The following is a 12782-nucleotide window of genomic DNA, read 5'->3' on the forward strand; positions in this document are numbered from 1 at the left end:
GTTTATCATTGTCGTCGTCGTGGAACGAATCTGTGGAACTGGCTTTTTTTCGCCTTGAAAAGACTAAAGCGAAAAGCGTGCCAACTTTTTAAAAAGGCTTTCATCGCCTTTCTGCGCGGGTTTTACCCAGACACAGTATGCACCATCAGTGATAATTTGCACTGTTATGGTGCAATAAGGGTGGGGGTGGGCACTGAAATGGTGCAAAAGTGCAACGATTGCGGCTTTTTGCACCGTGAAAGGGATCACAAACTGACCGGTACGCGGTTGTTTATAGGAGATGGTTGTGATCTTGTTTAGTCCCTCGCTTAATACGTGTACAATAGCGCGCTATTTCTAATGCCCGAGGCAAAGCTGTGATCGAAAATTTGCGTAACATCGCCATTATTGCCCACGTTGACCATGGTAAAACCACCCTGGTTGACAAGCTGCTGCAACAATCCGGTACTTTCGGAGAGCGTGCGGAAGCCACCGAACGCGTAATGGACTCCAACGATTTGGAGAAAGAGCGTGGGATTACCATCCTCGCAAAAAACACCGCCATTAATTGGAATGGTTACCGCATCAACATCGTGGATACCCCAGGACACGCCGACTTCGGCGGTGAGGTAGAGCGCGTGATGTCGATGGTTGACTCGGTGCTGCTGGTTGTGGATGCAATGGATGGCCCTATGCCGCAAACCCGCTTCGTGACCAAAAAGGCGTTCGCCAACGGTCTGAAGCCGATCGTGGTAATCAACAAGGTTGACCGCCCTGGCGCGCGCCCTGACTGGGTTGTGGATCAGGTGTTCGACCTGTTCGTGAACCTCGACGCGACCGACGAGCAGCTCGACTTCCCGATCATCTACGCTTCTGCGCTGAACGGCATCGCCGGCGTCGACCACACCGACATGGCAGAAGACATGACCCCGCTGTATCAGGCTATCGTCGACCACGTGTCTGCACCGCAGGTTGAGCTGGAAGCGCCATTCCAGATGCAGATCTCCCAGTTGGACTACAACAACTACCTGGGCGTTATCGGCATCGGCCGCATCAAGCGCGGGAAAGTGAAGCCGAACCAGCAGGTCACCATCATCGACAGCGAAGGTAAAACTCGCAACGGTAAAGTGGGTAAAGTGCTGGGTCACCTGGGTCTGGAGCGTATCGACAGCACCCTGGCGGAAGCGGGCGACATCATCGCCATCACCGGCCTGGGCGAGCTGAACATCTCCGACACCATCTGCGACACCAACGCCGTAGAAGCGCTGCCGGCGCTGTCCGTCGACGAACCGACCGTAACCATGTTCTTCAACGTCAACACCTCGCCGTTCTGCGGTAAAGAAGGTAAGTACGTGACGTCGCGTCAGATCCTTGACCGTCTGAACAAAGAGCTGGTGCACAACGTGGCGCTGCGCGTTGAAGAAACCGACGATGCGGACGCCTTCCGCGTATCCGGTCGTGGCGAGCTGCACCTGTCGGTGCTGATCGAAAACATGCGCCGTGAAGGTTTCGAGCTGGCGGTTTCCCGTCCGAAAGTTATCTTCCGCGAAATCGATGGCCGTAAGCAGGAGCCATTCGAGAACGTGACGCTGGATATCGAAGAACAGCATCAGGGTTCCGTGATGCAGGCGATGGGTGAGCGTAAAGCCGACCTGAAAAACATGGATCCGGACGGTAAGGGCCGCGTGCGTCTCGACTACGTGATCCCAAGCCGCGGTCTTATCGGCTTCCGTAACGAATTCATGACCATGACTTCGGGTACCGGTCTGCTGTACTCCACCTTCAGCCACTACGACGATGTGCGTCCGGGCGAAGTGGGCCAGCGTCAGAACGGCGTGCTGATCTCCAACGGCCAGGGCAAAGCGGTCGCGTTCGCGCTGTTCGGCCTGCAGGATCGCGGCAAGCTGTTCCTGGGCCACGGTGCGGAAGTGTATGAAGGCCAGATCATCGGTATTCATTCACGTTCCAACGACCTGACCGTAAACTGCCTGACTGGTAAGAAGCTGACCAACATGCGTGCTTCCGGTACCGACGAAGCGACTACCCTGGTTCCGGCCATCAAAATGACCCTGGAGCAAGCTCTGGAGTTCATCGATGACGACGAACTGGTAGAAGTGACGCCAACCTCGATCCGTATCCGTAAGCGTCACCTGACGGAAAACGATCGTAAGCGTGCCAGCCGCGGTCCAAAAGACGCTTAATCGCTGATTGAGTGTCTCATGCTTAGGGCGCGGCTCTCGCGCCCTGAGTTTTTTCCTCTGTTGTTCCCCGTTTGTGCGGCGCGCTATGCGCTTTTCCTTTCGCTCCCTGTTCAGCTGTTCCTTTTCCCGCTACAGTGAAATCTCACCGGCCCATCAGGAGAGGACTATGCTGTATATCTTTGATTTAGGTAATGTGATCGTCGATATCGATTTCAAGCGTGTGCTGGGCGTGTGGAGCAATTTGAGCGGCACGCCGTTGGCGGTGTTGTCCGATCGTTTCACCATGGGTGAGGTGTTCCAGCAGCATGAGCGCGGTGAAATCAGCGACGAAGACTTCGCCGGCAAACTGTGCGATGAAATGGGCATCGCGCTCAGCTTTGAGCAGTTCGCCACCGGTTGGCAGGCGGTATTCGTCGCGCTGCGCCCGGAGGTGATCGACATCATGCAGCGCCTGCGCAACGAAGGTCACCGGGTGGTGGTGCTGTCGAACACCAACCGTCTGCACTGCAATTACTGGCCGCAGCATTACCCAGAAGTGGCCGCCGCCGCCGATCATCTCTATTTGTCGCAAGATCTCGGCATGCGCAAACCTGAAGCTGACATCTACCGGCATGTGCTGGCTGCGGAAAACACCGCCGCCGCCGACGCGGTGTTCTTTGACGATCACCCGGCGAACGTCCTCGCCGCGCAGGCGCTGGGGATCAAGACGGTGCACGTCACCGATCGCGACGTGGTGCCGGCCTATTTTGCTCAATGAGCGCAGGGCGCGTTAAGCTTAAGGCGTATCAACGGACATCAAGGAGTGACCATGTCGTTTTTCCGCCGCAAGAAGCTGCCTTCTGCGATTAAGCCAAGCGTCACCTTCGGACGGCTGCTGTACCAACGCATCGACCACGATGGCCTGACGATGTTGGCGGGCCATCTCGCCTACGTTTCCCTGCTGTCGCTGGTGCCGCTGGTCACCGTGGTGTTCGCCCTCTTCGCCGCTTTCCCGATGTTTTCCGACATCAGCGAACAGCTGAAGAGCTTCATCTTTTCCAATTTCGTGCCGGCCGCCGGCAACGTGATCCAGAACTACCTGGAACAGTTCGTCGCCAACTCCAACAAGATGACCGCCGTCGGCACCTGCGGGCTGATCGTTACCGCGTTGCTGTTGATCTCCTCGGTGGACAGCGTACTGAACACCATCTGGCGCAGCAAGAACAAACGGCCGATCGTCTTCTCCTTCGCCGTGTACTGGATGGTGCTGACGCTGGGGCCGCTGCTGGTGGGCGCCAGCATGGCCATCAGTTCCTACCTGCTGTCGCTCAACTGGCTGGCACAGACCGGCGTCAACGGCCTGGTGGATCAGGTGCTGCGCATCTTTCCGCTGATTTTGTCGTGCACCTCCTTCTGGCTGCTGTATTGCATCGTGCCGACGGTGCGCGTGCCGCCCAAAGACGCGCTGATTGGCGCGGTGGTGGCCGGATTGCTGTTCGAGCTGGGCAAGAAGGGATTCGCGCTGTACGTCACCATGTTCCCCTCCTATCAGCTGATTTACGGCGTGCTGGCGGTGATCCCGATTTTATTCCTGTGGGTCTACTGGAGCTGGTGTATCGTGTTACTCGGCGCGGAAATCACCGTGACCATCGGCGAATACCGCGACTACCGCCGGCAGAAGGCGGAGCAACAGGAACCAAAACCAGAAGGGCAGCAGGAATGATTGCGTTGATTCAACGGGTGTTAAACGCCAGCGTCACGGTGGGTGGCGAGACGGTAGGCAAGATTGGCCCCGGTTTGTTAGTGTTATTGGGCGTGGAGCAGGGCGATAACGAGCAAAAAGCGCAGCGCCTGTGCGAACGCGTATTGGGATACCGCATTTTCGGCGACGAGAACGACAAGATGAATCTCAACGTCCAGCAGGCCGGGGGCAGCGTGCTGGTCGTTTCGCAGTTCACCCTGGCGGCGGACACCCAGAAGGGCATGCGGCCCAGCTTCTCGCGCGGCGCCGCGCCTTTGGTCGCCGATCGGTTGTATCAATATTTTGTTGGCCAGTGCCGCGAACGCGGCGTAGAGACCCAGACCGGCGAGTTCGCCGCCGACATGCAGGTGGCGCTGGTCAACGATGGTCCGGTGACATTCTGGCTACAGGTCTAAGCATTCGGAGAACAGGCGTCTATGTATCACCTACGAGTACCCGTAACAGAGCAAGAACTGAAGGAGTATTACCAGTTTCGCTGGGAAATGCTGCGCAAGCCGCTGCACCAGCCGGTGGGTTCGGAAAAGGATGCCTATGACGCCATGGCCCATCACCAAATGGTGGTGGACGAGGCCGGTAAAATCGTCGCCATCGGGCGGCTGTACATCAATGCCGACAACGAGGCGGCGATCCGTTTTCTGGCGGTAGATCCGACGCTGCAGGATAAAGGGCTGGGGACGCTGGTGGCGATGACGCTGGAGTCGGTCGCGCGGCAGGAAGGCGTGAAGCGGGTGGTGTGCAGCGCCCGTGAAGACGCGGTGGATTTCTTCGCCAAACTGGGCTTCGTCAATCAGGGCGAGATCACCGCGCCGCAGACCACCCCGATCCGTCATTTTTTGATGATCAAACCGGTGGCGACGCTGGACGATATTCTGCATCGCCCCGACTGGTGCGGCCAATTGCAGCAGGCCTGGTATGAACACATCCCGCTGAGCGAAAAGATGGGCGTGCGCATCAGCCAATACACCGGCCAGCGCTTCGTCACCACCATGCCGGAGATCGGCAATCAGAATCCGCACCATACGCTGTTTGCCGGCAGCCTGTTCTCACTGGCGACGCTGACCGCCTGGGGGCTGATTTGGCTGCTGCTGCGCGAGCGCCATTTGGGCGGCACCATCATTCTGGCGGACGCGCACATTCGCTACAGCAAACCGATTACCGGCAGGCCGCGGGCGGTGGCGGATCTCGGCTCGCTGAGCGGCGATTTGGCGCGTCTGGCGCGTGGCCGCCGCGCGCGCGTACACGCCGAAGTGCATCTGTTCGGTGACGAGGACAAGGGCGCAGTGTTCGAAGGCACCTATATGGTGTTGCCGGCCGAGCCGGATGTACCGTTGGATCAGGGCGGCTCTGAAGCGCTGGAGGAGTAAGGCGGCGGCCCTGCCCTGAGGGCGGGCCGCGCAGTGCACTACGGCAGTTGTTGGTTCACCGCTTGGCCGTCGCCGGCGGTGGCCTGCAGATTGCCTTTCAATGAGGCCTTGAACGGCCCGTCGCTGTTCAGCAGCCCTTTCAACTGCAGCTCGAGGTTGCCATCTCCCGTCAGCGGCACCGGCTGCCATCCCCATTGCTGCAAGGTGTTGATCGGTACCGAACGGCCGTGCAGCGTCAGCTGGAACGGCTTGCCCGGCAGCTGATCGACGGTCGCTTTGGCCTCAAGCAACCCATTGGGCATAAAGGCGCTGAGCTCGGTGACGGCGATCTGGTTGGCGTCGGCGTTCAGCGCCAGCGAAGGGCGCCGCACGTCGATTTTGTTGAAGGTGGCCTCGCTGCCGTTCAGGTTCAGCGAACCGGACCAAATGCCCCACTGGTGGTCGCGCGCCAGCAGCAGGTTGCTGCCGTAACCGTCCAGCGCGGTGATCTGGAACGGGAATGCCGGGTTGATATCGATAATCAGATTGCGGTTGGTGGTCAGCTTGGTGACATACACCTCCGCCAGCCAGTCCGGCAGCGGTTTCAGCCACAGCTCGCGCCAGTCGATAGGCAGGGTGTACTCCAGCGCCGCCATGGCCACTTCATCCAGCTGCAGGCGTTTGCCGGCGCGCAGCCAGTTGCCGGAGGTGCGCAGCAGCCCGCCTTCCCAGCGGGTGGTGAACTGCTGAATGGCGATGCCGGCGGAGGAGAGCCGCAGGGTGGCGATCGGATCGATCAGGTGGAAACCGCCGTTGACCACGTCGCCGGCGTTGACGTTGAGCGAGCCGTCTTCACTGCGCCAGTCGCCTTTTTCGACGCTGACGTTTTGCAGCGACAGGTCGAGATCGTTAACCGCCCACGCCTTGCCTTCCAGGCGCGCATCGATCAGATCGAAACGCTTGAGGGTGACCGGCGGCAGAGCGGTGAAGCGCCGCATGAATTCCGCCAACGTCATCGGGGTCTGCATGCGCACGCCGCTCAGCCGCAGGCGATCCACCTGCCAGCTGCCGTCGGTGGCGCGGCTGGCCACGCCGGTCAGGTCGCCCTGCGCCAGATCGGCGCCGAAGTTGTTCAACAGCAACTGGCCCTGTTTTTGCTCCCCCTGCACCAACACCTTCGAGGCGGGGATGCCGTTCAGCGTCATCGAACCGGCGCTGAACTGGAACTGGTTGTTGTCCCCCAGCAGATGCCCGGCCAGCGGGCGCCACGGCGTGATGCCGGCATTGACCTGCTGCGCGTTGAGCTGCCACTCGCTATCGTTGGACTGCAGCGCCATGTTGCTCAGTTGCAGCACGTCGGCCTGTACGGGCAGCGCAGCAGCCTGTGGCTGCACGTTCAGCGTGCCGTCGCGCAGCGTGACGCTGTAAAAATAGCGCGGTTCGGTGATTTGGCGCAGGCTGAGGCCGAGATCGACGCGTTTGGCGACCAGCGCCTGTGGTTGGCCGCTGCGCGCCAGCTGCACGTCTTCCAGACCGATCTGGCCCGGCTGATTCCACGAGTGGGTGATTTTTCCTATCGACAGGCGGTATTCGCTGTTGTCGCTGATCCAGGCGCTCAGACGGCCTGCCGCCCAGCGGGTTTGCCCCACCAGATACAGCACCACCACCGCCAGCACGATCAGCAGCAGCAACGTCAGCAACAGCTTTCCGATAAATTTCATCGTCTACATCCGCATCGGTCAAAAAAGATACCCTGTTTATGCCGCAATTGGCCGGGCATCTCAAGGGCAATGGTCTGATAGACAATAAAAAACGGCCGCAAGCGGCCGTTTGAACGTCAATGGGCGGGTTACTTTTTCTCGTGTTCCTGCGGGAACACCAGGTTCAGCACGATGGCGGTAATGCCGCCGGCGGCGATACCGGAAGAGAGCAGGGTTTTCAGCCAGTCCGGCGCGAACTGCAGGATCAGCGGCTGCTGGGAGACGCCCATGCCGACGGCCAGCGACAGCGCCATGATCATGATGGCGCGCCGGTTCAGGCGTTCGCGCGATACGATGCGCACGCCGGAGGCGGCGATGGTGCCGAACATCACGATGGTCGCGCCGCCCAGTACCGGCTCGGGGATGTGCTGCACGAAGCCGGCCACCGCCGGGAACAGCCCCAGCGCGATCAGCATCAGCGCCACCACGAAGCCGACGTAGCGGCTGGCGACGCCGGTCAGCTGGATCACGCCGTTGTTCTGGCCGAAGCAGGAGTTGGGGAAGGTGTTGAACACCGCCGACAGCATCGAGTTCAGGCCGTTGGCCAGTACGCCCCCCTTCAGACGCTTCATGTACAGCGGCCCGCTGACCGGCTGTTCGGAGACGTCAGAGGTGGCGGTGATGTCGCCGATGGTTTCCAGCGAGGTGACCATAAAGATCAGCATCAGCGGCAGCAACAGGTTCCAGTCGAAGCCCAGGCCGTAATAGAGCGGCGTTGGAATGGTAATCGCCGCCGTCGGCGCCGCCGGAGCGTCGGCGGGCAACATGTCCATCGCCCAGGCCAGCAGGTAGCCGACCGCCATGGCGATCACCAGCGAAGCGACGCGCAGGTAAGGGTTGCGCTGGCGGTTCAGCAGGATGATGACCGCCAGCACCGCGCCGGCCAGCAGTAGGTTTTTCGGCGAGCCGAAGCTGTGGTCGTTCATCGCGGCATAGCCGCCGCCGATCGAGGTCAGGCCGACCTGAATCAGCGATAGGCCGATGATCATCACCACGATGCCGGAAACCAGCGGGGTGATGATGCGGCGCGCCAGATGCAGCACGCGCGACAGCAAAATTTCGATGCAGGAGGCGACCATCAGGGTGCCGAACAGCGCGGCCATCATGGTCGGCACGTCGGCGCCGCCGTTTTTCAGCGCCAGGCCGCCCATGATCAATGGCGAAACGAAGTTGAAGCTGGTGCCCTGAATCGACAGCAGCCCGGAGCCCACCGGCCCCCAGGTTTTGATTTGCAGAATGGAAGCCAGACCGGAAGCGAACAGCGACATGCTGATGATGTGTTGGGTATCCTGCGCCGGCAGACCCAGCGCCTGGCAGATCAGCAGCGCCGGAGTGATCACCGCAACGAACATCGCCAACAGGTGCTGGCCGGCGGCAAACAGCGTTTGCGGCAGCGGCGGGCGGTCTTCGAGGCGATAAATCAGTTCGCTGGCGCGGGGTTCAGAGGCGGTTTGGCGTGCGGCATCAAGCTCGGAGGATGACATGCTCATGGTGTGGCGTTTCCAGATACGGCAAAGCAGGCATTTTAATGCGCCGCCCCGCAAAAGCAAACGGTTGCGCCTAAATATTATGTTGCCGACTTTCCCGTTTATGTCGCATTTTCATTCATTTTTTCTTGTCATCTCAGCGTTTTTTACTTCTAATCCTGCACTCATCAAGTTTAAAAACTACGTGGTTTTCTATAACTTATTATTTTTATTTGGATCTTTTCCCTTACATGGAGTACCTGGATGTTTCATCTTGATACTTATGGCACGTTAGTCGCGGCGACGCTGGTTTTGCTCCTTGGGGGCAAGTGCGTCAGAAGCATTCCTCTGCTGCGAAAATATACTATTCCCGCTCCCGTCGCCGGCGGTTTGCTGGTGGCCCTCCTGCTGTTAGTCCTGAAAAAATTCGCCAACTGGGAAATCAGCTTTGACATGTCGTTGAAGGATCCGCTGATGCTGGCCTTCTTCGCCACTATCGGCCTGAACGCCAACCTGGCGCGATTGCGCGCCGGCGGCAAAGCGCTGATGGTATTCCTGTTCGTGGTGTTGGGGCTGCTGCTGGTGCAGAACGCCATCGGCATCGGCATGGCGAAAATGCTGGGGCTGGATCCGTTGATGGGCCTGATCGCCGGTTCGATCACCCTGTCGGGCGGCCACGGCACCGGGGCGGCCTGGAGCAAGCTGTTCATCGAGCGCTACGGCTTTGAAAACGCGACGGAAGTCGCCATGGCCTGCGCCACCTTCGGCCTGGTGCTGGGCGGCCTGATCGGCGGCCCGGTGGCGCGCTATCTGGTTAAACACTCCTCTACGCCGGAAGGCACACCGGAAGACAGCGTGCAGCCGAGCGGCTTCGAGAAGCCGGAAAGCGGCCGCCTGATCACCTCGCTGGTGATGATTGAAACCATCGCCATGATCGCCATTTGTTTGAGCCTGGGGCAACTGATTGCCGGTCTGCTGAGCGGTACGGTGTTTGAACTGCCTAACTTCGTTTGCGTGCTGTTCGTCGGGGTGATCCTCAGCAACACGCTGGCCTTCACCGGTTTCTATACCGTGTTCGAGCGGGCGGTATCGGTGCTGGGCAACGTCAGCCTGTCGCTGTTCCTGGCGATGGCGTTGATGAGCCTGCGCCTGTGGGAGCTGGCTTCGCTGGCGCTGCCGATGCTGGCGATCCTGGCCGTACAGACGCTTGTGATGGCGCTGTACGCGATCTTCGTCACCTACCGGGTGATGGGCAAGAACTACGATGCGGCGGTGCTGGCCGCCGGCCACTGCGGCTTCGGCATGGGCGCCACGCCGACGGCGATCGCCAACATGCAAGCGATCACCGATCGCTTCGGCCCGTCGCACCTGGCGTTTCTGGTGGTGCCGATGGTGGGGGCGTTCTTTATCGATATCGCCAACGCCATCGTCATCAAGCTGTATCTGCTGTTGCCGGTGTTCCCGGCGGTGGGGTGATATCGCGAGTCATCATGAAAAGGGCGCCTGCGGCGCCCTTTTTTATGCGTTGGAGTAGCGCGCCTTCTCTGGCAGCCAGCGTTCGATCAGCGCCTGGGCGTGTTCCGGGTAGTGCTGATGGAGATGGCGAGCGACGCGCTGCACTTCGGGGATCATCGCCTGGTCGCGCAACAGGTCCGCCACCTTGAATTCGGCGCTGCCGGTCTGGCGGGTGCCGAGCAGCTCGCCCGGGCCGCGGATCTCCAGATCGCGCTGGGCGATGACAAAGCCGTCGTTGCTGTCGCGCAGCACCTGCAGGCGCGTTTGCGCGGTTTTGCTCAGCGGCGTTTTGTACAGCAGCACGCAGTGTGAAGCCACCGCGCCGCGCCCTACGCGGCCGCGCAGCTGGTGCAGCTGCGCCAGGCCCAGCCGTTCCGGGTTTTCGATGATCATCAGGCTGGCGTTCGGCACGTCGACGCCGACCTCGATCACCGTGGTGGCGACCAACAGCTGCAGCTCGCCCTGTTTAAACGCCTGCATCACCGCCTGCTTTTCCTGCGCTTTCATGCGGCCGTGCACCAGCGCCACCTTCAGCTCCGGCAGCGCGGCTTTCAATTCTTCCCAGGTGGCTTCCGCCGCCTGCGCTTCCAGCAGCTCGGACTCTTCGATCAGCGTACACACCCAGTAAGCCTGCCGTCCTTCTTCCAGACAGGCGCTTTTCACCCGTTGAATGATGTCGGCGCGGCGGGTATCGGGAATGGCGACGGTGGTCACCGGCGTACGGCCCGGCGGCAGCTCGTCGATAACCGAGGTATCGAGATCGGCATAGGCGGTCATCGCCAGCGTGCGCGGGATCGGCGTGGCGGTCATGATCAGCTGATGGGCGTGGAAGCCCTGTTCTTCGCCTTTCTCCCACAGCGCCAGCCGCTGATGCACCCCGAAGCGGTGCTGCTCATCAATGATCACCAGCGCCAGGCCGTTGAACTGAACCTGCTCCTGGAAGATGGCGTGGGTGCCGACCACCATCGACACCTGGCCGCTGGCGATGGCTTCCTGCTGCGCGATGCGCGCCTTGCCTTTCTGTTTGCCCGCCAGCCAGCCGACCTCCAGCCCCAGCGGCTCGAACCACTGGCGGAAGTTGTTGGCATGCTGTTCGGCCAGCAGCTCGGTCGGCGCCATCAGCGCCACCTGCTTACCGTGCGCGATGGCGCGCAGCGCCGCCAGCGCCGCCACCAGCGTTTTGCCGGAGCCGACGTCGCCCTGCACCAGCCGCATCATCGGGAAGTCTTTTTGCATATCGGCTTCGATGTCGGCCACCACGCGCGTTTGCGCGCCGGTTGGCGAGAACGGCAACTGGGCGAGAAAACGGTTTTTCAGCCGATCGTCCGGCAGCAGCGGCTGCGCCTGATAACTCTGCGCGCCGGCGCGCACCGCCAGCATGCTGAGATTATGCGCCAGCAGCTCTTCGAGGATCAGACGCTTTTGCGCCGGGTGTTTGCCCAGCTCCAGATCCGCCAGCTGGATGTCCGGCGGCGGGCGATGCAGGGTGTGCAGCGCCTGCGGCAGGCTCATCAGGCCGCCGCTCAGCTCCGGCGGCAGCAGTTCGGCGATGGCGCAGGTATCCAGCAGCTCCAGCGCCTGGTCGGTCAGCTTGCGCAGCGTGGCCTGCCGCACCCCCTCGGTGGTGGGGTAGACCGGCGTCAGCGACTCCTGCAGCTCAACCTCGCTGGTTTCGCCCTGAATACGGTATTCCGGATGGATGATCTCCGCGCCGTGGTTGCCGCGTTTGATCTCGCCGTAGGCGGTCACGCGGCGGCCGGTGGCCAGGCTGTTCTTCATTGCGGCGTTGAAGTTGAAGAACCGCATGGTGAGGATGCCGGTGCCGTCGCTGATCTGGCAGGTCAGCATGCGGCGGCGGCCAAAGCTGATGTCGCTGCGCAGCACTTCCCCTTCTACCGTGGCGTAGATGCCCGGCAGCAGATCGTTGATCGGGTAGAGGCGGGTGCGGTCTTCGTAGCGCAGCGGCAGGTGCAGCAGCAGATCCTGAATGGTGTCGAGGCCAAGCTTGGCCAGTTTGCCCGCCTGGCTGGCGCCAACCCCGGAAAGCGTGGTGAGTGGGACAGCATCCAGCAGGCGGCCTTTCATTTGCGCACCGTCGCCTGCATGGCCGCCCACCATTCGGCGCTGGCGACCACCTGGCCCTGTTCGTCGATCTGCGGACGCGGCAGCCCCTTGCGCTTGGCCACGTTGGCCAGCACCGGATAGCCGCCTTCGAACAGCAGACGCTGCTGCTCTTCTTCGTCCAGCATGCTGTTGTCGCGGCGATACAGGCCGGCGTTTTGCCGCTGGCGCTGCGCCTCATACAGGATCAGCGCCGAAGCCACGGAGACGTTGAGCGATTGCACCATGCCGATCATCGGAATGACGATGTCTTGATCGGCGAGCGCCAGCGCTTCTTCGGTGATGCCGGTTTTTTCCTGGCCGAGCAGCACGCAGGTTGGCCGGGTGTAGTCCACCTCGCGGAAATCGACCGCGCGCGCAGACAGGTTGGTGGCCAGAATTTGCATGCCCTGCGCTTTCAGGTGACCGACTGCGTCGCCGATGGAACGATGGGTCTTGACGCTGACCCAGCTGTTGCTGCCGGCGGCGGAGGAAACCAGGGTGCGCATGCGGGTGGTGGGCCACACGGCGTGGACCTGATGCACACCGACGGCGTCGGCGGTGCGGATAATGGCGGAGACGTTATGCGGCTTGTGCACTTGCTCCAGGCAGACCGTCAAATCCGGCTGCCGGGTCGCGAGCATTTCACAAATCCGCGCATAGCGTTCAGGACTCAT

The 12782-nt window shown here is 61.0% G+C and carries 10 protein-coding genes; 6 read left to right on the forward strand and 4 right to left on the reverse strand.

Going from position 1 to position 12782, the window contains the following annotated elements; translation table 11 throughout:
* Positions 1–356: 356 nt before the first annotated feature.
* The 5 genes from typA to fabY all read left to right on the forward strand — a co-directional run bounded on the left by typA (position 357) and on the right by fabY (position 5285).
* Positions 357–2180 (forward strand): ribosome-dependent GTPase TypA, encoded by a 1824-nt coding sequence (typA, locus tag ACSBQV_RS22425; RefSeq protein ID WP_004931243.1) that lies wholly within the window; start codon positions 357–359, stop codon positions 2178–2180.
* A gap of 166 nt (positions 2181–2346) precedes the next feature.
* Positions 2347–2937 carry a glucose-1-phosphatase gene (gene yihX, locus ACSBQV_RS22430; RefSeq protein WP_033645174.1) on the forward strand — a complete coding sequence of 197 codons (591 nt, stop codon included), beginning with the start codon at positions 2347–2349 and terminating at the stop codon, positions 2935–2937.
* 51 nt (positions 2938–2988) lie between these two features.
* Positions 2989–3882 (forward strand): virulence factor BrkB family protein, encoded by an 894-nt coding sequence (locus tag ACSBQV_RS22435; RefSeq protein ID WP_099784795.1) that lies wholly within the window; start codon positions 2989–2991, stop codon positions 3880–3882.
* Positions 3879–4316, forward strand: a complete 438-nt coding sequence (gene dtd, locus ACSBQV_RS22440; protein WP_016929644.1) for a D-aminoacyl-tRNA deacylase — start codon at positions 3879–3881, stop codon at positions 4314–4316. The genes ACSBQV_RS22435 and dtd overlap by 4 nt, the downstream gene beginning before the upstream one ends.
* A 21-nt stretch (positions 4317–4337) precedes the next feature.
* Entirely contained in the window at positions 4338–5285 is a 948-nt protein-coding gene (fabY, locus tag ACSBQV_RS22445; protein ID WP_004931235.1) for a fatty acid biosynthesis protein FabY, read from the forward strand.
* A gap of 38 nt (positions 5286–5323) precedes the next feature.
* Here the strand turns inward: fabY and ACSBQV_RS22450 are convergent, their stop codons facing one another.
* Both ACSBQV_RS22450 and ACSBQV_RS22455 read right to left on the reverse strand, forming a co-directional pair.
* Positions 5324–6985, reverse strand: coding sequence for an AsmA family protein (locus ACSBQV_RS22450; RefSeq protein ID WP_089197557.1), 1662 nt, complete (start codon positions 6983–6985; stop codon positions 5324–5326).
* Positions 6986–7113: 128 nt separating this feature from the next.
* Entirely contained in the window at positions 7114–8514 is a 1401-nt protein-coding gene (locus tag ACSBQV_RS22455) for a nucleobase:cation symporter-2 family protein (RefSeq protein WP_099784793.1), read from the reverse strand.
* Positions 8515–8754: 240 nt separating this feature from the next.
* Between ACSBQV_RS22455 and gltS the strand changes: the two genes are divergently transcribed.
* A complete protein-coding gene (gltS, locus tag ACSBQV_RS22460; protein WP_033645177.1) occupies positions 8755–9966 on the forward strand; it encodes a sodium/glutamate symporter in 1212 nt (403 codons plus the stop codon).
* Between the two features lie 42 nt (positions 9967–10008).
* On the opposite strand, the gene recG is transcribed toward gltS, so the two are convergent.
* Positions 10009–12090, reverse strand: coding sequence for an ATP-dependent DNA helicase RecG (recG, locus tag ACSBQV_RS22465; protein WP_042785598.1), 2082 nt, complete (start codon positions 12088–12090; stop codon positions 10009–10011).
* On the reverse strand, positions 12087–12782 hold the full coding sequence (trmH, locus tag ACSBQV_RS22470) for a tRNA (guanosine(18)-2'-O)-methyltransferase TrmH (protein ID WP_041037384.1): 696 nt from the start codon (positions 12780–12782) through the stop codon (positions 12087–12089). The genes recG and trmH overlap by 4 nt, the downstream gene beginning before the upstream one ends.

The sequence above is a fragment of the Serratia sp. B501 genome, from assembly GCF_051172315.1.
GTDB lineage: Bacteria > Pseudomonadota > Gammaproteobacteria > Enterobacterales > Enterobacteriaceae > Serratia > Serratia ureilytica.